Source organism: Kribbella sp. NBC_01505 (assembly GCF_045040285.1).
Lineage (GTDB): Bacteria > Actinomycetota > Actinomycetes > Propionibacteriales > Kribbellaceae > Kribbella.
The window spans coordinates 8,821,577-8,846,905 of the sequence record NZ_CP109425.1 but is presented as its reverse complement, the minus strand read 5'-3'; the positions used below and the strand labels follow the sequence as shown (position 1 = coordinate 8,846,905).

Genomic DNA, 25,329 nt, shown 5'->3' with positions numbered 1-25,329 from the left:
CGATGACGGTGGCGACACCGATCACGCCCGGCCAGGCCGGGCTGTGGTTCCTGCACCTGCTGGCGCCCAGCAACCCCGCGTACAACAGTTGTACGGCGATCGAGCTCATCGGACCGCTCAGCCCGATCGCCTTGCGTGCCGCGATCGCTCACATCGGCCGGTGTCACGAGACGATGCGTGCGATCTTCGGTGACGATGTGAACGGCGAGCCGTCGCAGGTTTTCGCCGCCGAGCCTCCCACGGTCCGGCTGGTGGACTTGACCGCGCTGCCGGAGGACCGGCGGACGGCGGAGATCGACGGGCAGCTCCGCCGGCTGGCCGGTTTGCCGTTCGACCTGCGCAGCGGTCCGCCGGTGCGCTGGGTGCTGGTGCGCTGTGGGCCGGCTCGGCATGTGCTCGCCTTCGACGCACACCACATCGGCTTTGACTTCGACTCTCTTGCGGTGGTGTGCCGCGATCTGGAGCGCGGCTACACCGCGGCCGTTTCGGGCTCGCGGTTACTAGGGGATCCGCGCCTGCGCAGCGACGCATCGCTTGCCGCCCGCGCCTGGACTCCGGATGGCTGGGCGGAGCAGGACCTGCGGTTCTGGCAGTCCAGCCTGAGCGGTACCCCGCTCGACCACAGCTTGTTGCCCACCGACAGGTCCAGGTCCGAGGCGGCGGTACGGCACGTAGCAAGCTATGACCGCGCCGGCCTGACAAGGCTGGCGGATCTGTGCGCGGCAGAGAAGGCCACGACCTTCATGGCCTTCGCCGCGGCTCTCGTGTGCCTGATCAGCAGGTACACCGGACGGCGGGAGATCGTCGTCGGCGTGGCGGTTTCGCTCCGTGACACCGCCAGGTATGCCGACGTGGTGGGCCTGCTGATCAACGTCCTGCCACTTCGGGTGCGGATCGACCAGCAATCGGCTTTCCGGGCGGTGCTGCGGTCGACGCGGGACGCCGTCCTGGACGCACTCGATCACCGCTGGACCCCGCTCCATCGCATCGTCGGGTCGGCCGACCTGCGGCCGGCCGAGGGCACCCCGCTGTTCGAAGTCCTGCTGACCCATGAGCGGCATGCAGCACCGCCGACGCTGCCGCGGTTGCAGGTGGCGACCAGGCAGGTCGGCGCGGCAACAGCCAAACACCAGTTGACGGTGACACTGACCGAGTCGGCGGACCGCCTGACGGTAGGTCTGGAAAGCGACGAAAGACGCTGCTCGCGGGCGCACCTGGCCAGCTGGAACGCGGACCTGACTGCGCTCGTGACGGCGATCAGTCGCGATCCTGACGTCGGAGTCACGGCGGTGCCGCTCGACCTGGCGGGTGTGGCGCGAGGTGCGGCCGGCGATCGGGGATCTCCCGGCGGAGTGGGGCGGACGACTGACAACGCTCGGCGCGGTACACCGCCCCGTACCGAGCTGGAACGCCGGCTCGCCGCGGGCTGGTGCTCGGTGCTCGGCGTGCCGGAGGTGGACGTGGGGGAGGGATTCTTCGAGGCCGGCGGTACCTCGCTCGCCATGCTGCGGCTGCACCGCCAACTGGTCGATGAGGTCGCATCGGACCTGACGGTGGCCGAGCTCTTCCGCTACCCGACGGTTGCCGCGCTGGCCCGGTATCTGTCTGGGCGTCGAGCGACACCGAGGTCGCGTCATGGCTGACCTCCCGCCTGGCGCTTCCGAGCCGATCGCGCTGATCGCGATGACCGGTCGATTCCCCGGTGCCGACGGTGTCGAGCGACTGTGGTCCAACCTTCGACACGGAATCGACTCCATCAGCCGATTCCGTGGTCTCGATCTGCTGGCAGCCGGCCATGAGCCGGAGCAGGTGCTGCATCCGCGGTTCGTCGGAGCGGAAGGCGTGCTCGGCGATCCTGGACTGTTCGACGCCAGATTCTTCGGCTATTCACCGCAGCAGGCCAGTGTCATGGACCCGCAGCATCGCATCGCCCTCGAGCTCGCTTGGGAGGCGTTCGACCTCGCCGGGTACGACCCGACCCGACTCGGCTGCCCGGCAGGGGTCTTCCTGTCCACCGGCCTCAGCGCCTACCTGATCCGCAACCTGATGGCCGGTGACCGGGACCAGCGACGCGCCAGACAGCAACGCGACGGGCTCCACCTGCTGATTCACAACGACAAGGATTCGGCCGCGACCACCATCTCGTACAAACTCGGGCTGACCGGACCGAGCCTCGCTGTGGGCTCCGCGTGCTCGTCGTCACTGGTCGCAGTGCACCTGGCCGGCCGCAGTCTCCTGGCCCGCGAGTGTGATGTGGCGCTGGCGGGCGGCGTCTTCGTCCAGATCCCGCATGGTGGCGGATATGTCCACACCGAGGACGGCATATACTCGCCGGCTGGCCGTTGCGCCGCCTTCGATGCCGGCGCCGACGGCACGGTCGGCGGCAGCGGTGCCGGCCTTGTGCTCCTGAAACGGCTCTCCGATGCCCAGCGCGACGGTGACCACATCCACGCGCTGATTCTCGGCTCGGCCGTCAACAACGACGGCGCGGACAAGGTCGGGTACACCGCGCCCGGCGCCGCCGGGCAGGCGGAGGTGATCGCCGCGGCACAAGCAGCCGCCAAGGTTGTCGCCGACGACATCGGTTTCATCGAGGCCCACGGCACCGGGACTCCACTCGGCGACCCGATCGAAGTGGAGGCGCTGACCGAGGCATTCCGGTATGGCACTGATCGCCGCCAGTTCTGCGCACTCGGCTCGGTGAAGACCAACATCGGTCACCTCGATGCCGCTGCGGGCGTCACCGGGCTGATCAAGGCCGCACTCGCCGTGCGGGACGGCGTGATTCCGGCCAATCTGCATTTCCGTCGGCCGAATCCGGCAATTGACTTTGCGAAGTCACCGTTCTACGTGCCGACCAAGACCGTCGACTGGCGGGCCGGCCGGCCCCGGCGGGCCGGCGTCAGCTCGTTCGGGATTGGCGGCACCAACGCCCACGTCGTCGTCGGGCAACCGCCTGAACCGCTGCAGCGAGCCAGGACGATGCGAGCTGACCAGGTGCTCGTATTGTCCGCCGGCACGGCGGAGGAGACGACCATGGCGGCGCGGCGTCTCGCCCGTCGCCTGCGCGACGAACCGGAGCTGGATCTCGCCGACGTCGCCGCGTCGCTGGCCGGTCGCCGAGCGATGTCCCATCGGCGTGCAGTCGTCGGTCGCGATCTCGCCGAGTTGACCACTCTGCTCGAGCAGCTCAGCCAGCCCCACCAGGCGGTACCAGGGCGCGAGGTCGTGTTCGCGTTCCCGGGCCAGGGCACTGCCGGCCTGGACCCGGCCGCGCAGCTCGCCATGACCGAGCCGGTCTTCCGCGGCCACCTCGAGGCATGTGCCGAAGTGCTCACAGGTCTCGGGTTCGATCTGATGGCGACGCTGTCGCGCTCATCGGCAGGCGGCCGGGGCGCCGCCCCACCGGCTAGTCAACCAGCGGTCTTCGCCGCCGGATACGCGCTCGCTCGAACTCTGATGGATTGGGGCGTCAGGCCCACTGCGGTGATCGGCCACAGCCTGGGGGAGTACGCCGCGGCTACGATCGCCGGAGCGCTGCCGCTGACCGATGCGCTGCGCTTGGTCGTGCTCCGCGCCGAACTGTGCCAACGGCTACCCAGTGGGCGGATGATCGCGGTCTGTCTGGCCGAGCGGGAACTGGAACCGCTGCTGTCCGGCGGAGCCGAGCTGGTTGCGGTCAACGCTGTGGACCGGTGTGTGGTCGCCGGGTCCTTCCCTGCGGTGCAGGCGTTGGGGAACCGGTTGGACGCGCGGGATATTGCCTGGCGACCACTGCCTGTGGGCCACGCCTTTCATACGGCGGCAGTCGAGCCGGTGCTTGCGCCGTTCCGTGAGGCGCTGGAGACGGTGCGTTTCTCAGCGCCCACGCAGCCCTGGTTGTCCGGTCACACAGGCGATTGGGTGAGTGAGGACGAGGTCTGCTGTCCTGACTACTGGCTGGAGCAGCTGCGTCAGCCCGTAAGGTTCGCGGACGGTGTCGGCCAGGCACTTGCTCTTGGGCCGGTTGCGGTGGTTGAGGTGGGGCTCCCGCTCGGGCTGGATCGCCTGGTACGCAGACACCCCGACTTCGGGCCGGACCACAGGGCCTTGGGGGGGCTCGGCCCCGCGCTGACCGACTCTGGCCCCGCGACGAACGCGGTGCCGATGTCGCTGACTCCTCTGGTCGCGCGGCTATGGGAGACCGGCTGCGAGGTGGACTGGGCGACTGTCCATCATCCGCAGGCGCCGCGTCGCGTTCCGTTGCCCAGCGAGCGGCTGGATCGGCAGAGGTACTGGGTGGACCCCCCGCCGGCCCCGGCACCGCTGCCTGCGCTGCTCGACGTGAGCGCTGACCTCCGGGCCGTTCTGAGCACCGATGACCGGGTGGCCACCGGAATCGACGACCAGCCTGGTCTACGGGCCGCGCTGGACGGGTTCTGCTCCCATCTGGCGCTGTGGTGCCTGACCCGTACCGGCGTGGACAGCAGCCCCGGCAGTCATCATCTGATCGCTGATATGGAACGCCTAGTGGGGGTGTTGCCCCAGTTCAAGCGGTTCTTCGGCTTCCTTCTCCACCTCCTTGACCAGGACGGGCTGGCCACACTGCGCGGCGGTGAGATCACCTTCGAGAATCCAGCGGCGCCGGTCGATCGCGCCGAAATTGAATCCGCAGCGGCCAGGATCGCCGGCGAGTATCCGCGGTTCGCGGGCCTGGTGGAGCTGCTGGTGCATTGTGCAGACGGGTATCCGCGGGCGTTCGCCGAGCCGGGGGAAGCGATCCGGGTGCTCTATCCGAACGGTGACTCAGGGCTCCTGACCCGGCACCTCGCCGAACGGACCGCCGAGCACCGCGCAGTCGGCGGATTGCTGCGTCTGGTCGCGGAACTGCTCGAACGGCTCGCCGGCCAGCTGCGCCGGCCGATCCGGGTGCTGGAGGTCGGCGCGGGTGAGGGCGGCATGACCGAGCTGCTCGCCGGCCGGCTCGGAGCGGGCCGGATGGTCTACCACGCGACGGACATCTCGGCCGCCTTTGTGTCCGGCCTTGGGCCAGCAGCGAAGCAGCGCGGCCTGGACTGGGTCCAGGCCAGGGTGTTCGACATCACCGGCGATCCGGCGAGACAGGGCTTCGCCGGCCACCGATATGACCTCATCTGCGGTCTGGATGTTGTGCACGCCACGCCCAGTATCGCCAACAGTCTCGCCAACCTGCGCTCCCTGCTCGCGCCCGGGGGCGTGCTCGCCCTGGTCGAGACGACCGCCGCAGACCGTTGGCAGTCGTTGATCTGGGGTTTGGCGGACGGTTGGTGGAACTACGCCGACGGGCGACGGCACGGTCCGTTGCTGAGCGCCGACGGCTGGCGGGCGGTACTGGCCGACCAGGGATTCGCCGAAACCGATGTCGTAGTACCGACGATCGGTCCGATGGATGCCGCGCTGGTGCTGGCTCAGGAGCCTGGCCGAGCCGGTCGGCCCGGCCAGCAGACGGCCGCGCAGGTCGTGCCAGACCGAACCTGGCCGGCCAAGCGTCTGGATCTCGCGAGCTGGGCGTACCAGCCGGGGTGGCGCCACGACGTTCCGGTCCGGCAATCGACGCCACCGGACGTGGGCAGCTGCTTGCTCTTTGCCGGTGGCGAGCTGGGCAGGGCGGTGGCGGAGCGGCTGGCCGTGGTGGGGATTCCTGTGGTTGCGGTAGTTCCGGGGTCTGGTTCCGTGACCCGGGCGGCCGAGCAAGTGCTTGACCCGGCCAGCAGTGGTCAGTACCGCAACATCGTGCAGGACCTGACCGCGCGCGGTCTGCCGGTGCGTTTGGTCGTGCATCTGTGGGCCTGGGAGGAAGCGCTGAACCGCGGCGCGGCAGCCGATTCGGAAAGTGTCGCCCAAGCCGGGCTGCATGGTGTGCACAGTTTGATCGAGGTCGCTCAGGCCTTGGGCGAGGTGGACAGCCGGGACCAGGTCCGGATCGTCGCGGTGACGGCCGGCGCGCAGGATGTCCTCGGATCCGACCTGGCCCACCCTGAAGCGGCGACGGTAGCGGCAGCGGTGAAGGTGATTCCGAGAGAGTACCCCTGGATTTCCTGTACGGCCGCCGACCTCGACCCGGCGACTCCGATTGCCGAGACCGCCCTGCAGATCGTGGACGAGTTGCTCGGCGCCCGCGAATCCACCATGGTCGCCTACCGCGGCAGCCGCCGCTTCACCGTCCAGTACACCGCCCACGAGCTGCGCGAGGCGCCGGAGTTCCGGGCCGATCCGGACGGTGTCTACCTGATCTGTGGTGGGCTGGGCGGAATAGGCCTGAGCATCGCGGAACGGCTCGGCCGATCGCCGACGCGGCTGGTGCTCACCGGACGGCGGCCGTTCCCGCCTGAGGAGGCCTGGGAATCAGCTCTGTCCGCTGGCCGCGACGAGCGGATCAGCCGCGTGGTCCGCCGGCTGCTCCGGCTGCGCGATGCGGGCACGCAGATCATGGTGGCGACAGCGGATGTCACCGACCTGTCCCGGATGCGGGCGGTGGTAGCGCTGGCCGAGCGCCGATTCGGCCCGTTGACAGGCGTCGTGCATGCCGCGGGCGTCATCGACACCGCGGGCATGATCCAGCGGCGGCGGCGGACCGACACCGACGAGGCGATGGCCGCCAAGACCCGCGGTGCGCTGGTGCTGGACGAGGTCGTCGGCGACCGGCAACTGGACTACTTCGTGCTGTGTTCCTCCATCGGCACGGTCCTGCACAAGCTGAAGTTCGGTGAGGTCGGATACATCGCCGCCAACGAGTTCCTCGATGCGTTCGCGGCATACCGGTCGAGACGTCGTCCAGGGTTGACCACCGCTGTGGCCTGGACCGACTGGCTCGAGGACGGCATGTGGGCGGCGGCGCAGCAACGGCTCGGCCGACGGTACCAGGTGGGGGGATCGGCCGGCGGCCATGTGACGGACCCGGGCGGTGACCTCCTTGGCGCGATCACCCGTGCCGAAGGCATGGAGGTCTTCGCCCGCGTGGTTGCGCAGGAGCGTGGACCGCGTGTGGTGATCTCCACCCAGGACCTCGATGAGCTGCTCGCCATCCACGCCGGCTTCAGCACCACCGAACACCTCGCCGCCGTGAGCCGGCTCAGCGTGACGCCGAGCAACGGGCACCGGCCGGCCGGCGATCCGGTAGAACCCTCGTTCGCCAGCCCGGCCCAGCGCATCGTGGCCCGTTGCTGGTCGGACATCCTGGGCGTTGACGACCCGGCCGCGACCGACGACTTCTTCGAGCTCGGCGGGGACTCGTTGCTCGCGCTGCGAATGCTGGCGAAGTTCCGTGCGGATCTCGGTGTGGAGGTCCCGGTCTCCCAGGTTTTCGACCACCCGACCTTGGCCGGCCTGGCCGAGGTGCTCGAGCGTGTCAGTACGTCGTTCGACCGGTCCGGGGAGGCGCGATGAATGCCGTCGAGACGACCAGCGGCATCGCAGTGCAGCCGGCTCGGCAGATGGAGCTGTCGTACGCGCAGGAGCGGATCTGGCTGGAGTCGGCGCTGAACCCGTACCGCACCGCCTACAACCTGCCTCTGCGGATCGACCTCACCGGCGAACTGCGCGTATGGGCCCTCCGACTGGCGTTGAACGAGATCTTCCGACGGCATGAGGTGCTCCGCACCCGGTATGCCGTCGTCCGCGGACGGCCGCAACCGGTCGTCGATCCACCAGCCGCGGTCGTCTTGCCGATGGTCGATCTGACCGGCGTTCCGGAGGGCGTGCGACAGCGTGCTCTGCGTACTGTCGAGGTCGCCGAGGCGCGCCGGCTGTTCGACCTGGCAGTGGACCCGGTCCTGCGGACGGTGCTGGTCAGGACGGCTGCCCGGCGACACTCACTGCTGATCACCCGGCACCATGTCGCCAGCGACGGCTGGTCGCTGGGCATCCTGCTGACCGAGCTGGCCGAGCTCTATCGAGCATTCGTTGCCGGCCGGCCGGACGATCTTCCCGAGCTGCCCGTCCAGTACCCGGACTTCGCCGGCTGGCAGCGGGGCCGCGCCGCTCAGCCGGATATCGACGAGCGGGTCGAGCGCTGGGTACGGCGGCTTTGGACGGCTCCCCGAGGCCTCGACCTGCTGGCCAGACCGGCGGCAGATGCGCCGACCGCGCCTGCGGAATCAATGCGGATAAGCCTGCCGGCCGCCCTGGTGGCCGACGCGCGAATGGCGGCGCGAGCCCTGCGCACGACCGTGTTCACCATCCTGCTGACCGCCTTCGGTGACGCGCTGCACCGCGCGTCCGGGCAGGACCAGATCGTGATCGGCACGCCCGTCGCGGGCCGGAACTGGGTCACTCTGGAACCGTTGATAGGAGCGTTCGCCACGGTACTGCCGCTGTGCGTGGAGTTGTCCGGACGGCCCGCCTTCGGCGACCTCGTGCGCCGTAACCAGCGGATGGTGCAACAGGCGCTGGACGACCAGGACGTACCGATCGAGCGGGTGATCGAAGCACTCCGGCCGCAGCGGTCCCCGAACGACAACCCCTTGTTCGATGTGGTCTTTGCGCTGCAGAACACGCCGGGGCCCCAGGTGCGACTTCATGGTCTGCGCTCCGAGGTGCGGCCTTCGGTGCCGGTGGCGCCGAAGTTCGCCATTGCGGTCACCGCGACCGAGCAGGGCGACCGGATCCTCCTGGACCTGGAGATCGACCCGGCCCGGCTTTCCGCGCGGACGGCCGGGCGCATCCTCACCGACACACAGGCCCTCCTCGCCGCGGGCCTGGCCCGGCCCGACGAACCGTTGCCGTACTCGCTGTCGGCCGCCCCACCCACACCGCGCGACCGCCCGGACGACAAGCCGGCCACCTCGGCGGGAGCGCCTACCTGTCTGCATCAGCAACTCGATGCCATTGCGGTCCGTCACCCAGACGCGATTGCACTCAGCTACTGCGGCAGGCAGGTGAGTTACCGTGCGCTCGTCGCCAGATCCGGGCAGCTCGCGGCGGCTCTGCTGGCTCGGCAGGTGGGTCCGGAAAGCCTGGTCGGCCTCTGTGTCGACCCCTCGCCCGAACTTGTCATTGCGGCGGCCGGAATCCTGCGGTCCGGAGCCGTCTACGTACCGATCGATCCGGCCGATCCGCCGGCGCGCCAGGCACAGATCTGCGCCGCCGCTGGCCTGCGCGTCGTCGTCACCCGGCGTGGACTGCGCGACGTCCCCGTCGACCGGCTCGACGTCGACGAACCGGACCAGAGGACGCCTTGCGCAGGCGGCAGGAGCAGCGCCCAGATCAGCCCTGCCAACGGCGCCTATGCCATCTACACCTCGGGTAGTACCGGAGCCCCGAAGGGAGTACTGGTCACCCTTGCGAATCTGGCGGCACTGCTCGCCGGCACGCGGTCGGCGCTCCCGTTCCTGGCGGCACCGCAGGTGTTCTCGATGACCCACTCGCCGGCATTCGACGTGTCGGTGTTCGAGCTGTGGGCGGCGCTCAGCTCGGGCGGCCGTGTGGTCGTGGTACCGGCATCGACTGCCCGGGCTCCGGACGAGTTGTGGCAGTGCCTGATCGACGAACAGGTCACCGTGCTGAGCCAGACCCCGAGCGCGTTCAGTCAACTCGCGCCTGTCATCCAGCGATCGGGAACCACCGGCGCCCTCCGTGCTGTCCTGCTCGCCGGTGAGCGGTGCGACGTCGCCGGCCTGCGCCGTTGGTACGCGGCGTTCGACGGTCACGGCCCGACGCTGGTGAACCTCTACGGAATCACCGAGACCACTGTGCACACCACGGTCCGGCTACTGGATGCAGCGGACGCCGACCGGACGGCGAGTCCGATCGGGAGCGCTGTCCCGGGTCAGTCTCTCGCTGTCCTGAATCAGCACGGGGAACCAGTGCCTGAGGGCGGCAAGGGCGAGATTCACGTAGGCGGGGCCGGCGTCGCTCGCGGCTACCTGGGAAGACCGGGATTGACCGCCGAACGCTTCCTCCCCGATGGGTACGCCGCGACGCCAGGCGCCCGCCGCTACCGGTCGGGTGACCGGGCCGAGGTACTGCCGGGCGGCGAGTTGTCCTACCTGGGCCGGTTCGACAACCAGGTGAAGGTGCGGGGGTATCGCATCGAGCTCGGCGAGATCGAGGCTGCCCTGTCCGGCGAGCCCGGTGTGCGCAGCGCGGCCGTCGTGGTGCGTACGGCGAACGAGCGTCGCGCTCTGATCGGATACGTGGTTCCCGAGTCACGGCCGGACGCGCCCGACGAGGCAGGACTGCGCGGCCGGCTGGCCCAGCGGTTGCCGGCGTACCTGGTGCCGGCCCGGATCGTCGTCGTCGACCGCCTGCCACTGAATCGGAACGGCAAGGTGGATCGGGAGGCGCTGGCGGCTCGAAGCGTGCCCCCGCCATCAGATGGGGGTTCCGACCACCCGCGGACAGACACCGAGCGAGCCCTCGCGATCGTTGTCGCCGAGTTGCTGGGCTACTCGGCGGTCGAGCCGCTCGGGGTTCGGGACAGCATCTTCGACCTGGGCGCGGACTCCTTGCTGGTGACCCAACTGCATGCCCGGATCGTGGAGATGTTCCGGGTCGATCCGACGGTCCGGCAGGTCTACCAGGCGCTGGACCTCAGGTCGTTGGCAGCGACCGTGGATTCGTTGCGTGCCCAGCAGAAGCAGGCGGCGCTACGCAGCGCCCTGGCCGAACTCGAGCTACCCGCCGAGGAGCACCCGTGACCGGACCGCAGCCGTCCATCGGCACTATCGTAAACATCGCCCGCGCCCATGCCGCCACGAGGCCGGACCGGCCGGCCTATGTCTTCCTGGAGAACGGTGAGGTCGAGACCGGCCGGTGGAGCTTCGCGACGCTGGACGTGCGCGCTCGCGCGGTCGCTGCCGAGCTACAGCGGCAGCGCCTGGCCGGCCAGCGCGTTCTGATCGCCTACCCCTCCGGCCTGGCGTACGTGGAGGCCTTTCTGGGCTGCCTGTACGCGGGCGTGGTCGCCGTCCCCGCCGACTCGCCGCAGGTCTCCAGCAGCCGCGGGCGGCTGGCCGCCATCCGCGCCGACTGTTCGCCTGCGGCAGTGCTCGCCGCCACGGCCGACATCGGCGTGGCGGGGCTGGCCAACCTCCGTGGAATCGACGTGTGCGCGATTCCGGACGACGTGGCGAATGTATGGCGGGATCCCCGCCCGGGTGGCAACGACCTCGCCTTTCTGCAGTACACCTCGGGATCGACCCGCACTCCCCGCGGCGTGATGGTGAACCACCACAACATCGTCGCGAACGAGCGTCTGATCGCGACAGCGTGCGGCCACGACGAATCCTCCACCTTCGTTGGATGGCAGCCGATGTTCCATGACATGGGTCTGGTCGCGAACATCATGCAGCCCCTCTTTCTCGGCTCGTTGTCGGTATTGATGCCCCCGCAGGCCTTCCTGCACCGTCCGATCCGATGGTTACGAGCGATCTCGCGCTACCGCGCCAACACCAGCGGTGGTCCGAACTTCGCCTATGCCATCTGTGCCGACAAGACCACCGAGGACGAACGCGCCGGCCTGGACCTGCGCGATTGGCGGGTAGCGTTCAACTCCGCCGAACCGATCCGGGCGGCAACGCTGCGACGGTTCACCGAGGAATTCTCGTCCTACGGCTTCGATGAACTGGCCCACTTCCCCTGCTACGGGCTCGCGGAGGCCACCCTGCTGGTCACCGGGCCGCCGCGGGACGAGCCGCCGCGGATCCGGTCTGTCGACCAGGCGGCGCTGCGCACCGGTCAGGCGGTGCCCGCCGAGCCTGCGTCGGCGACCTCGCTGGTGAGCTGCGGCTCTGCCGGTCTGCACACCGAGCTCCGGATCGTCGATCCGAAGACCAGCCGCGAGTGTGCGGCCCATACGGTGGGGGAGATCTGGATCGCCGGGCCCGCTGTCGCTCAGGGCTACTGGGGCTCGCCGGCGGACGAGGCGGCAACGTTCGGCGCGCAGCTCGCCGGCCTGCCCGAGCAGCGCTTCCTCCGCACCGGGGATCTGGGCTGCGTGGTCGAGGACGAGTTGTACGTCACTGGACGGCGCAAGGACATGATCGTCCTGCGTGGACAGAATCACGCTGCCGAGGACCTCGAGCTCACCGCAGAGCGGGCTCATGACGCCCTGCGACCGGGTAGCACCGCTGCCTTCGGCCTCGACACGGATGGCACCGAGTTCGTGCTGCTCTGCTGCGAACTGCGCTCCTACACCTCGCCGGAGGCCGTGGCGAAGATTGCCGTGGCCGTCTACGACCGGATTCTCCGAGAACACGGCGTCGAGCTGCACGCACTGGTTGTGTTGCGCAGGAACGGGGTGCCGAAGACCACCAGTGGCAAGGTGCGCCGGTCGCAATGCCGGCATGCCTACCTGACCGGCAGGCTGCCGGTCCACCGAAGCGTCCCGCGCGAGCGGATGGCCGAACCACTGGACCTGCCGCCAGCCGAGGAGTTGCGGCGACTCAGCAGGGAAGGCGGTGCAGTCCGGCTGACTGCGGCGTTGCTGAATGCCTTGTCCGGCGGACCCGCGGATGTGCGGTCTGAACCAGCAGGCCCGGCCCAGACACTGGCCGGTCTCGGGGTGAACTCGCTTGTCGCCTTGCAGTTGCGACACGCGCTTTGCCGGCAGTACCAGATTGATCCAGGCTTGGCCACGCTGCTCGGCGAGCACACGGTCGGAGAGTTGGCCGAGCAGGTGATGGACACGCTGCTCCGTGATAGCGGTGCTCCGGACCTGCCGCCGACCAGAGCTGTCCAGCCGGCGAAGGCGGGCTGGCTGCCGCTGACGCACGGACAGCGCGCCTTATGGTTCGAGCAGCAACTCGCGCCGGACGCCGCGGCGTATCACCTGGCCCGGGCTGTAGTGCTTCGCGGTGCGGTCTCGGAGGCCCGGCTCGATCAGGCCGTGGAACGTGTCGCGCGGCGTCATCCAGCGCTGTCCGCCCGCTTCGCGGCCCCTGGCGGTGAACCGCGCTGCCAGGTCGGAGGAACCAGTCCGGTTCTGCGCTGGCTCGACGCCACTGCGGCTCCATCCGAAGCGTTCGCTGAGCAGCTGCGCGCGGAGTCCGAGCGGCCGTTCGACCTGGCGGCCGAGCCGGCCGCGCGGTTGATCGTGTTTCGGCGCGGTCCCGACGAACGAGTACTGCTGCTAGTCGCGCACCATCTGGTTGCCGATTTCTGGTCGCTGGTCACGCTCCTGCGCGATTTGGCGTCGGAGTACAGCCATGGTCAGGGATATGACAACGGCGACCGCTTGCTGCCGGCAACCGCTGGGCAATCGGATCTGGTCGAGCTGGAACACCGAGCGGCCCAGTCGTCCGGGTACGACCGTGCGCGCCGCTATTGGCACCACGTGCTGTCCGGTGTTCCGGCGGCACTCGACCTGCCGGTCGACTTCCAGCGTCCGGCCGTACGCGGATTTGCCGGTACGACCCACCGGTTCACTCTCCCGCCCGTGCTGACGGACCGATTGCGAACGTTCGCGGCCTCCCACGGGGCCACGTTGTACACCGGGCTGCTCGCCGGCTACCAGTTGCTCCTCCACCGCGTCACCGGAAGTTCCGACCTCGTGGTCGGAGCACCGATCGCAGACCGTCCGTCGCCGGCCCTCGCCGATGCGGTCGGCTACCTCGTCAACCTGCTGCCTGTCCGCTCTCGCCATGCCGGTCAGGAGTCGTTCTCGGAGTTCCTGGGGCAGACTGCCGGGTCCGTGCTCGGCGGGATGGAGCACAGCGGCTACCCGTACCGCGCGATGGTGGCCGATCTCGGATTGGTTCCCGTTGCCGGGTCAGCGCCTCTGGTGCGGACGACCTTCGTTCTGCAGCGTGAATACGGCATCGACGACGACGGGTTCCGGGCAGTGGCGCTGGGGGTGCCCGGCCAGCTGCGCCTCGGTGAGCTGCGGATGGAGGTGCTGCCGATCGAGAGGCGCTGGTCGATGTTCGACCTGTCGCTCGGCATGGCCGAGATCGGCGACGAGCTGGTGGGTGTCTGGGAGTATCGCACCGATCTGTTCAGTGCGGCGACGATCGAGGCGCTGACCGGTGATTTCACCAGGTTGCTGGCAGCTGTCGTGGACCACCCGGACCGCCGACTCGACCAGATCGAACCGCGGGTCGCCCGGTACCGGCGGCCGCCACAAAAACCGGCCGGAACGAAGTCGCCGGCGCGGCGGTCGACCGCGACCGCGGCCACCGAGCAGGTCCTGCAGCGGTTGTGGTGTGCAAGCCTGAGCCGCGCCGAGGTCGGAGCCGAGCAGAACTTCTTCGTGCTCGGCGGCGATTCGATCCAGGCCCTGCGCCTGGTGGCCGCGGCGCAGGAAGCCGGTCTACCGCTCACCCTTGTCGACCTGCTCCGGTACCCGACCGTGCGAGCACTCGCCGAGAGGCTTGGCCGGCTTACCCAGCGGGGTGGTGTGGGCGGGGAGCCAGGTACGGCGTTCTCGCTCTGTCCCCAACTGGCCGGCAGCGCCGACCTCGACGACGCCTACCCGATCTCGCTGGGACAGCTTGCGCTTCTCTTCCATCAGGAGTGCGACCCCGGCTACGAGGTGTATCTCACCAGCATCGGTGTCCGGGCACGACTGGATAGCGCAGTGCTGGAGGCCGCCGTGCGCCGGGTCGTTCGTCGTCATCCATACCTGCGCTCGTCGTTCGATCTGGTGTCCTTCGAGGAGCCGATGCAGCTGGTCCACACCGATCTGACGGCTGCATTCGAGGTGGTTGACCTGCGCGATGTCTCCGAACCGGCCAGAGACGCCGCGGTCCGGCGCTGGCTTCGTGAAGAGAGCCGTCGTCGGTTCGACACGATGAGCGGGCCGTTGGTGCGTTTCACCGCGCATGACACCGGAACCTCGTTCAGGTTCACGGTGAGCAGCTTCGGGCTGGACGGCTGGTCGGATACCACCCTGGTGGCCGAGGTGCTGTCCGACTACGCGGCCGCCGGCCGCGGACGGGTGCTGCCGCTCGCGCCGCCGCGGTCGGAGTACCGGGGTTTCGTCGCGGCGGAGCGTGCAGCCACGCGCTCAGCGGGGCACCGGCTCTTCTGGGAGGAGGAACTGGCAGGAGCCCGGCCGAGCATCGTGCCACGATGGCCTGACTACCCGACGGGCGCTACCGACGCTTCCCAGCATCGACACGTCGTCGCTCTCGAAGACGCGCTAGCCGACCGGCTGCGGGCGCTGGCGGCGACGCTCGAGGTCGGTCTCAAGCATGTCCTGCTCGCCGCTCACCTGTCGGTGGTGCGCGCGCTCACGGGGCGGGACGAGGTCGTCACCGGGGTGATGGCCAACGGCCGCCTCGAACATCCCGAAGGTGATCGCGTGGTGGGCCTGTTCAACAATGCTGTGCCGCTGCGGCTGAGTCTAGGGGAGGGGAGCTGGGCCGATCTGGTCCGGCTGGCCCATCGGGCGGAGCTGCGAGTCACTCCATTCCGGCGCTATCCGCTCGTGGAGGCACAACGCCAATTCGGTGCGGCGCGGCTGTTCAACACGTTGTTCGTCTATACCCATTTCCATCTCTACGAACAACTGCTCGGCGGCGCCGAGCTGGAGGTCTTCGACCTGCACGCACCGGACCAGACCTACTTGCCGCTGACATCCCACTTCAACGTGGATGCCTGGTCGAGGTCGGTACGGCTGCTCCTCGACTTCGACCCTCAGGAGTTCAGCTCCGCGCAGGTGTCACTGATCGGGGACGGGTACCTGCGGGCATTGGAGGCGATCGGCGACGACTCGGCGCGACCCTGTCTCGACGACCTGATCGCGGGAGGAATCCGGTGACGAACCACGACAAGCTGACCGACGCCGAGCGCGTCCTGGTGGAGATCTGGCAGCAGGTGCTCGAGGTCGACACGGTCGGGATCGACGACGACTACTTCGACCTGGGTGGGGACTCGATCCATGCCATCGTGATCGTCGCGCGGGCCCGCGCCGCCGGGGTGGATGTCGCCGCCCAGGACCTCTTCTCGGCTCGTACTATCCGCGAGGTCATCGCGACCGTTCCGCAAGACCCGGCCGGGGACCTCCCCCCGAAGCAGCGCGAGCCGGAGCGGGAGCCGATCACCGACCATCCCCTGACGCCGCTGCAGCATGGCATGCTGTATCACGCGCTCGAACGCGACTCGCCCGACGCGTATCTGGTGCAGGTATGCTGCCGCCTCGTCGGAGAGCTGGACGCGGCCGCGTTCGCGGCCGCGTGGCAGCTTGTGTTCCAGGCAAACCCGGCGCTGCGTACCGTTCTGCGTTGGTCCGGCCAACAACATCCTCGTCAGCTGTTCCCGCCGGGGCTCCGGATGCCGATCGAGGTGGTCGATCACAGCGGGCTGGCGCTGGACGAGCTGCAGGCGGCGTTCGCGCGGCTGGCCGAGGCGGATCGCCGGCTTGGGTTCGACCTGGAGCGGGGTCCGCTGATCCGGCTGACTCTCGTGGCGGAGGGGCCGGCCGCACACCGTTGTGTGCTGACCCATCACCATCTGGTACTTGACGGCTGGTCGCAGCAGCTCCTTCTGGGCGACGTCTTCGATTGCTATCAGCAACTGAAGACGGGGATGCCGGCGACGTGCCGGAGCCGGCCGCCGTACCGGGACTACCTCGACTGGCTGGCCGACCTTCCCGGCGTCGACGAAACGTACTGGCGGAGTCTGCTGGGCGGCGTGTCCCCGACCCACGTCGCCCCCGTCGGCTGCCGGAGTGCCGAGCCGCCAGCCGGTCCACGATCCCAGGCCGAGCGTCGGCTGTCCGGCCCGCTCATCCGGAGTTTGGTGGAGTTCACCAGGAAGCACGGTGTGACTCCGGGTGCGATCGTGCACGGCGGCTGGGCCTTGCTGCTGGGCATCCAGGTCGATCGCGACGACGTGGTCTTCGGTTCGACCGTGTCGGGTCGCCCACCGCAACTGCCCGGCGCGATGGAGTGCGTGGGCCTGTTCGTGAATACGTTGCCGGTGCGCGTCGTGGTCCGACCGGACGCTTCGGCGGTGGACTGGCTTCGGGAGATCCAGCAGGACCTGGTCGTCCTCCGTGAAAATCAGCACCTGACGCTCGGCGCGATCGAGCGCGCGGTCGGGCGGCCGGGTGGCGTTGGGCTGTTCGACACGCTTGTGGTGGTGGAGAACTTCCCCGCCTGGCTGCGGGAGGGCGACGAGATCGCCGGACTGCGGATCGAAGAGCTGGCAACCGTGGTGGAGGAGAGCTACCCGTTGGTGGTCGAGTTTGCCCCGGGAGCCGAACCCGTTCTTCGGATGCGGTACGACCGCCGGCAGCTTGACAGCCCGACGGTGCACAGCGGGCTGGACGCGCTGGTCGCGTACCTGGAGTGTGTGCTCGCCGACCCACAGTGCCGTCTCGACGCGCTTCGGGACCGGATAGCCGCCCGGTGGCGCACTGACCTCGACGCGAACCGGCGGACGGCGCGATCGCAGGCGGAGAGCGCTCTCGGCACGGTGTCCCGCCGGCCGGTCGACGCGGTCCCTCCGACGGGCCATGACATCGATCGCAGGCCAATGAGTGAGCGAGCATGACCGATTTCCTGCCGGACATGGATCTGGAGCCGAACCTGGTGGATCGGCTCGAGCGGCTCACGCCCGAGCAGCGCGCTCGCCTCGAGCGGCTCGTCCGGGACAAACTCGACCGAGGTGGCGAGATCCCGGCTGCGGACGGTCCCGGGCCGTGGCCTGCCTCGCTTGCTCAGGAGCGAATGTGGCTGGGCAGCGACGTCGAGCCCGGGGCGAACATCGACGCCACGGTCGTCCGGCTCCGTGGCCACCTGGCCCTGCCCGCGTTACGGGCCGCGCTGGTCCGGATCGTCCAGCGGCACGAGGCCTTACGCACCACGTTCGAGCTGACCGGCGAGGTACTTGTCCAGCTGGTCGATCCGCGGCCGCGAGTGCCGGTCTCGCTGGTCGACCTCACCGCGCTCGCGCTCGACATCGAGCCCGGGGTGCCCGAACTGGTCGGTCGACTGGCCAGGGACAGCGCGAGCCGAGTGTTCGACCTGGCCCGCGGGCCGTTGCTGCGGGTCGTCGTGTTTCGCCTCTCCGCGGCAGATCACTGTGTCCTGCTGGCCATCCATCACGCAGTTACCGACGGCTGGTCCCAGGGCGTGCTGGCCGGCGAGCTGACCAGCTGTTACCGCGACCTGCTGGCTGGGCGGGCATGGTCCGCGCCGCCATTGAAGGTGCACTACAAGGACTACGCCGGCTGGCAGCGGACGCGTCATGACGGCCCGGAAACGGAGACGCTGGAACGGTTCTGGAACGAGATGACGCAGGATCTTCCGCGGATGGATCTCCCGGCAGACGCTCCGCGCGGAACCGACGCCGGTGGACCGCATCGCCGTACCGGCGCCGATCACCGCTTGACCCTGGACCCGGACCTCTCCGCCGACCTGGCGGCGCTGCGCCGCACCGAAGGTGGCTCGTGGTTCATGCTCATTCTGGCAGGCCTCCTTGCGGTGCTGCGCTCGGTGACCGGACAGTCGGACCTTGTGGTGGGGACCATCGCGGCAGGGAGGTCGCGACCGGAGCTGGAGGGGCTCGTGGGATGCTTCGTCAACGTCCTGCCGCTGCGGTTCCGGCTGCCCCCGGATCCAACGTTCCGTCAGCTGTGGGCGGTCGTTCGCGAGCAGGCCCTGGCTGCGTACGCACATCAGGAACTGCCGTACGAGACGCTCCTGAGGATGCTGCGCGCGGAGCGGCTCACCGGCCAGGCCGCGCCGTTCCGGGTGATGTGCGTACCGCACGCCACGACGCCCGAGATCGCCCTGCCTGGCCTGGTTGCGGAGACGTACGACGTCGATCTCGGGTACTCGTTGTTCGACCTGGTTGCCACGGTCACCGAGCAGTCAACCCAGCCTCGGGTGACCTTCCAGTACGACACGGAGGTTTTCACCGGGCCCGCCATCCGGCAACTGGGCGGTTACCTGCGTCGGGCGCTCGCCCGGGCGGCTGCGGATCCGGACCTGCCCTGTTCGGCATTGCTCTCTGAGCCCGGCCGGACCGCAGGGCCACCGATCAGCGGCGGAGAGCCTACCTTGGTCGGCTTGTCCGGGGCCGCCACCATGCACGGACCGGTCGAGGCACAGGCTGCCCGGACACCGGATGCGATTGCCTTGGTCGATGGCGAGCGGCAGCTGTCGTACCGCGCCCTCAACGCGCGCGCCAACCAGCTGGCCCGGCACCTGGTGGCGTTGGGCGTGCGCCCCGAGGACCGGGTGGGTGTGTGCTTGCCCAGATCGGCCGCCGCGGTCACGGCTCTGCTGGCAGTGCTGAAAGCCGGCGCCGCCTACCTTCCGCTCGACCCCGGACATCCGCAGGACCGCCTGGCCGAGCTCGTGGCCGATGCCGGTATCCGCTCCCTGATCACGACGTCGTCGCTCGGGGCGGGCGCATGGTACGAAGGCGACGCGGTTCTGCTCGATACCGATCAGCAGCGGATCGTCGGGCGCTCCGGCGCCGACCTGCGGCTCCCGGTCCATCCGGAGCAGGCCGCGTACCTGATCTACACGTCGGGTTCCACCGGACGCCCCAAGGGAGTCGTCGGCCTGCACGGTGGAATGGCGAACAGGATCACCTGGATGGCGCGAACCTATCCGGTCGGTCGCCGCGAGGTCTGCGCGGTCCGGACGTCCTTGACGTTCGGAGACTCGATGTGGGAGATCTTCGGGCCGTTGGCCGCGGGTGCGGTGCTGGCCGTCATCCCGGAGACCGAGGCAGCGGACCCGGTGCAGCTGGTGGACCGGCTCGCCCTGGTGCAGGTGTCGAGGATCGTTGTCGTGCCGGCTCTGGTCACGATGCTGCTCGACGGAGTCCCCGACCTCGGGAGACGGCTGAGCGGGCTTCGTACCTGGTGCACCAGCGGCGAGGAGATCCGGGCGAACCTGGTCGCGAGATTCCACCGGACTCTGCCGGGGGCACGGCTGCTCAACCTGTACGGCTCGTCCGAGGTGTCGGCCGATGCCACCGTGGCCGAAGTGCTGCCCGCAGGTCCGGTCCGGGTGCCGATCGGACGGCCGATCGGCGGGGTCTCGGTGTGGGTCGGAGACCAATGGTCGCGCCGGCTTCCGGCCTTGGTTCCCGGTGAGATCCGCATCGGCGGCCGCGGCGTCGGCCGCGGGTACCACAACCGGGCGGCGGAGACGGCCGCGGTGTTCGTGCCGGATCCGTATGGACCACCAGGTGGCCGGTCCTTCCGCAGTGGTGACCTGGCCCGCCAGTGGACCGACGGCCGGCTCGAGTACCTGGGCAGACGCGACGTCCAGGTGCAGATCCGTGGTCACCGGGTCGAACCGGGTGAGGTCGAGGAGGCGTTGCTGAAACATCCAGCGGTGATCGCGGCGACCGTCACCGCGCAGCCGGATCCAGCTGATTCGGTGACGCTGGTCGGGTACCTGGTGCCCGGATCGCAGCCGCTCGACGCCGCCCGGCTGGATGAGATCCGCGCCTTCCTGCACCGCCGGCTGCCGCCCTATCTCGTGCCGTCGATCCTCGTTCCTGTCGACGCGCTGCCGCGGACCGCCGGTGGCAAGATCGATCGCCGCTCACTGCGGGTTCCCCGTCCGGGTGCTGCTGTGCTCGCGCCCCGGGGACATACAGAAGGCCTTGTCGCGACGGCGTTCGCCGAAGTGCTCGGCGTCGAGGAGGTCGGCCGGGACGAGGACTTCTTCCTCGTCGGCGGCCACTCGTTGCTGGCTAGCAGACTCGTCCGTCTCCTCACCGACCGGCTCGGCAGGCAGCTCCGGCTCGCTGATCTCTTCGAGGCCCCGACGGTCGCCGCTCTGGCGGCGAAAGCGCTTCAGCTGCCCGTCGAACCGGACCCGGAAGTGGCCACGCTGCGACCGGACCCGGCGCGGTGGCTGGAGCCGTTCGCCTTGACCGAGGTGCAGGCGTCCTATTACGTCGGGCGGCGAACAGACCTTCATCTGGGTGGTGTGTCCACCCAGAGTTACCTCGAGGTGGCCGTCACCGATCTCGACCTCGATCGGTTCAGCGAGGCGTTGCGTGCGCTGATCCAGCGGCACCAGATGTTGCGCTCGGTGCTGCGACCGGATGGCACCCAGCAGGTGCTGGCCGACGTGCCGCCGTACGAGGTGACGACCTACGACCTTCGTCAACTGTCCGCGGAGGAGGAGCAGGGCAGGTTGCGGGCGGTGCGGGACGAGATGTCGCACCAGTTGCTCGGACCGTACACCTGGCCGCTGTTCGACGTCCGGGTCTCGTTGCTGCCGTCCCCCGCTGGAACAGCTCGGGTCCTGGTGCACATCAGCGTCGATTCGCTCATCTGTGATGCCTACAGCTTCCTGCTGATCATGGATGAGCTCACGACCCGCTATTACCGCAGCCGCGACGACTTTCCCGAGCTCGAGGTTGCTTTCCGGGATTATGTAGTCCATCAGAGCGGCGATTCGACCGCCGCCCGGCGGGCGGTGGCGCTGGACTACTGGCGTCGGCGGTTGCCGGAACTACCGGGCGGCCCGGAGTTGCCGCTGCGTGCCGTGGTCGGCGAGCGTCGCTTCGTCCGGCGGTCTGGCCGACTGGCGGCACCACTGTGGTCGGCGCTGAAGGAGCGGGGCACTGGCTCCGGCCTGACACCATCGGGTGTGTTGCTCGGCGCCTTCACCGAAGTCATCACCAGTTGGTCCCGGCAGCCGCGGTACACGGTGATGCTGACGGTCTTCAATCGCGACCCGGTCCACCCGCAGATCAACGACGTGGTCGGGGACTTCACGTCGCTCACGGCGCTGGAGGTGGACCATTCCTCGCCCGCGCCGTTCGTCGACCGTGCCCGGGCGGTGCAACACCGGTTGTGGTCCGACCTGGACCACGCGGCAGTGAGCGCGGCGACCGTTGCCCGGGAGTGGACGCTTTCGAGAGGTCTTCTGCCGCAGTCGATCAGCCCGGTGGTCTTCACGTCGAACCTGCCGTTCGGTGAGCAGACGGCCGGCGCGACGCCGACGGTCCTGGGCGACCTGGTGTACGGCCTCAGCCAGACTCCTCAGGTGCAACTGGACCATCAGGTAGGGGAGTTGCGGGGCGAGCTGATCTTCAACTGGGACTCGGTCGACGGGGTGTTCGCGCCGGCCGTCCTGGACGATATGTTCGCCGCTTATCAGGCGTTGATCGCGCGTCTTGCCACCGATCCGGGCGCATGGTCCGAGCCGTATCTGGCACCTTTGCCGGTGGACGTCTGCGGCGTTCGCGCGACCACCAACGACACTGCGGGCCCGTTGCCGAGCTGGTGTCTGCACGAGGCGGTCAACGACGCGGCCCGGCGTGATCCCGACCGGGTGGCAGTGATCGCCGGTCCCGTGCGGATGACGTACGCCGAGCTGACGGCGCGGGCTCGCCGGGTGGCCCATACGGTGCGTGCGCTCGGTGCCGGGCGCAACACGCTCGTCGCCGTCGCCGCCCAAGGCTGGCAGCAGGTCGTTGCCACGCTCGGTGTGCTCGAAGCGGGAGCGGCGTTCCTGCCGCTGGATCACGACCTGCCGGCTGAGCGCTTTGCCCTGCTGATCGAGCGTGGTGAGGTCTCGGTGCTCCTCAGCCAGGCTGCGCTGCTCGGCAAGCTTCCCCCGCTCGCCGGAGTGCGATTCATCGCGGTCGATGACGAGACCGGCCTGTATCCGGACGACGAGCCGGTGGCTGCGGGTGCCCAGCCGGCAGATCTGGCGTACGTGATCTTCACGTCGGGTTCGACCGGGGAACCCAAGGGCGTGATGATCGACCACCGGGGCGCGGCCAACACCGTTGCCTGGGTCAACCGGCAGTTCCAGGTCGGCGCCGACGACCGCGTTCTCGCGGTGTCGTCGCCAGCCTTCGATCTGTCCGTCTACGACGTGTTCGGTGTCCTCTCCGCCGGTGGTGCCGTCGTCCTGCCTGACCGCGACCGGCGCAGGCAACCCGGGCACTGGGCACAGCTGATCCGCGACGAGCGGGTCACAGTGTGGAACTCGGTGCCGGCGCTGGCCGAACTACTCACCGACCAGGTCGAGACCCTGGAGCCGGACGCGCTGGCCTCGGTTCGGCTCGTGATGCTCAGCGGTGACTGGATTCCGGTCACCCTGCCCGAGCGGATCCGGACCCTGACGGGTGGGCAGTTGGTCAGTCTCGGCGGGGCGACGGAAGCCTCGATCTGGTCGGTCTGGTACCCGATCGAGCGAGTCGAGCCATCCTGGCGCAGCATCCCGTACGGCAAGCCGATCGACAATCAGAGCCTCTTCGTCCTGGACCGGGAGCTGCTGGACCGGCCGGACTGGGTCGCCGGCGACCTCTACATCGGCGGTGTCGGCCTGGCCCAGGGGTACTGGCGTGACCAAGAGCTGACCGACAAGAGTTTCGTGATCCATCCGGAGACCGGCCGGCGCCTATATCGCACCGGCGACCTGGCGCGGTACCTGCCGGACGGGAATTTGGAGTTCCTGGGGCGGATCGACGGGCAGGTGAAGATCAACGGGTTCCGGATCGAGACCGAGGAGGTCGTGGCCGGCCTGAACCGGATCAACGGCGTCCGCGCGGCCGCGGTTATCAGTGTGGATGCGGCCGGCGGCGGGCGGCGACTGGTCGCATGTCTCGTCCCTGAGCTGCGGGACGGCCGGCAGCAGGTCGATCTGGACGGGGTCAGGCGACGGCTGGTTGAGATCCTGCCCAGCTACATGGTGCCGACCGGATGGGTTGCGCTGGACCAGTTGCCGCTCACCGCGAATGGGAAGGTGGATTCCGACGCACTACGCCGGCTAGCGGCGCGGCATCCGGCGACGTCGCGCGATGCGGATCCGCTCGGCAGCCCGGCCGTCAGCCAGGTAGTGCCGGACCAGCTCATCAGTTCGCTCTGCGAGCTGTGGCAGGAGCTGCTGGCCGTCGAGAGCGTACGACCGCAGGACGGCTTCTTCGCCCTGGGAGGCACGTCTCTCGTCGCCATCCGGATGCTGACCCGATTGCAGCAGTCGTTCGGCGTGAACATCACGCTCCCGGACGTGTTCCGGTCGCCGACCGTCGCCGCGCTGGCAGAGCTGATCACCGAGCAGCGGCGAACCGGCGAGCCGTCGCCGCCGTTGCCCACCGCTAGCTCCAACCCGGGTGAACGGCACGAACCGTTTCCGCTCACGGAAGTCCAGCAGGCCTACTGGATCGGCCGGCAGAGCGGTCAAGCTCTCGGCGGGGTGGCCACCCACTGCTACTACGAAATGGACGTCACCAACCTTGACCTGTCCCTGCTCGAATCGGCACTGGGAAAACTGATCCGGCGGCACGATGCACTCCGCTCCATCGTGCGACCGGACGGCCGCCAGCAGGTGCTTCAGGATGTGCCACGGTTGCGTATCCCGGCTGTCGACCTGCGCGGGATCGAACCGTCCCGCGCGCTGGTCGCCTGCGAGGCCGTGCGCGCTGAAATGTCCCACCAGCTGCGCGATCTGGGGCAGTGGCCCTTGTTCGAGCTGCGCGGCCTGCTGCTCGACGAGGCTCGCACCCGGCTCTGCGTGAGTTTCGACCTGATGATGGTCGATGCCCGCAGCATGCAGATCCTGACCAGCGAGCTGCTGATGATGTACGCCGACCGGACACTTGATCTCCCGGCATTGGGTCTCACCTTCCGTGACTATGTGATCGCGGCTGATCAGATGCGCCGGACCAAGGCCTTTCACCGTGCCCGGCACTACTGGAAGGAACGGCTGTCCGAGCTGCCACCGCCGCCGGACCTGCCACTTCTGAGTTCTCCGGAGAAGCTGATCGGGTCGAGTTTCGCTCGGCTGAACACCGAACTCCAGGAACCAACGTGGCAACTGCTGCGCACCTGTGCTGCCGACGCCGGGATCACTCCCACCGGGCTGCTCTGCTCGGCGTTCTGCTCGGCCCTCGCCACCTGGACCGGCGTCCCGCGCTTCACCCTCAACCTGACCACCTTCAACCGGTTGCCGGTGCATCCCGACGTCGACGATCTGGTCGGCGATTTCACCGCCACCACGCTGCTGGAGGTGGACTACGCCGGCCAGTCGTTCCTCGACGACGCTCGGCGGATCCAAAGGCAGATCTGGGAGGACCTGGAGCACAGGCTGGTGACCGGGGTCGAGGTACAGCGGATGCTGCGGCGGCATCCGGCGGCACGGAACCGCGCCATGATGCCCGTCGTGTTCACCAGCACCTTGCTCCCCGAGGGGATGGTTCGCCGGCCGCCGGTGATCTTGGCGGCGGCACCGGTATACGGGATCAGTCAAACACCTCAGGTTCTGCTCGACGTCCAGGTGGCCGAGGACCGCGGGCGACTGCAGTGCAGCTGGGACTACGTCCCCGCGGCGTTCCCGCCGGACTTGATCGAAACCATGTTCGGAGCGTTCGAACGGACCCTTGCCGCGCTCGCCGCCGAAATGGAGCACGTTGGAAACGAACCGGAGGTGTCCTGAA

At 68.9% G+C, this 25,329-nt stretch carries 6 protein-coding genes; all 6 read left to right on the top strand.

Annotated features, from left to right (window positions below; genetic code table 11):
• The first annotated feature begins 2 nt into the window (after nucleotides 1–2).
• From OG474_RS41470 to OG474_RS41445, 6 genes are read left to right on the top strand one after another with little or no spacing between them, the layout of a single operon-like run.
• Nucleotides 3–1,643 carry a condensation domain-containing protein gene (locus OG474_RS41470; protein WP_405059152.1) on the top strand — a complete coding sequence of 547 codons (1,641 nt, stop codon included), beginning with the start codon at nucleotides 3–5 and terminating at the stop codon, nucleotides 1,641–1,643.
• Entirely contained in the window at nucleotides 1,636–7,404 is a 5,769-nt protein-coding gene (locus OG474_RS41465) for an SDR family NAD(P)-dependent oxidoreductase (protein ID WP_405059151.1), read from the top strand. The genes OG474_RS41470 and OG474_RS41465 overlap by 8 nt, the downstream gene beginning before the upstream one ends.
• Complete coding sequence (locus OG474_RS41460; RefSeq protein ID WP_405059150.1) at nucleotides 7,401–10,655, top strand: non-ribosomal peptide synthetase; 3,255 nt, start codon at nucleotides 7,401–7,403, stop codon at nucleotides 10,653–10,655. The genes OG474_RS41465 and OG474_RS41460 overlap by 4 nt, the downstream gene beginning before the upstream one ends.
• Nucleotides 10,652–15,718 carry a condensation domain-containing protein gene (locus OG474_RS41455; RefSeq protein WP_405059149.1) on the top strand — a complete coding sequence of 1,689 codons (5,067 nt, stop codon included), beginning with the start codon at nucleotides 10,652–10,654 and terminating at the stop codon, nucleotides 15,716–15,718. Before OG474_RS41460 ends, OG474_RS41455 begins: the two co-directional genes overlap by 4 nt.
• Nucleotides 15,715–17,454, top strand: a complete 1,740-nt coding sequence (locus OG474_RS41450; protein ID WP_405059148.1) for a condensation domain-containing protein — start codon at nucleotides 15,715–15,717, stop codon at nucleotides 17,452–17,454. Before OG474_RS41455 ends, OG474_RS41450 begins: the two co-directional genes overlap by 4 nt.
• Nucleotides 17,451–25,328 carry an amino acid adenylation domain-containing protein gene (locus OG474_RS41445; RefSeq protein ID WP_405059147.1) on the top strand — a complete coding sequence of 2,626 codons (7,878 nt, stop codon included), beginning with the start codon at nucleotides 17,451–17,453 and terminating at the stop codon, nucleotides 25,326–25,328. Before OG474_RS41450 ends, OG474_RS41445 begins: the two co-directional genes overlap by 4 nt.
• The last annotated feature ends 1 nt before the right edge of the window (nucleotide 25,329 follow it).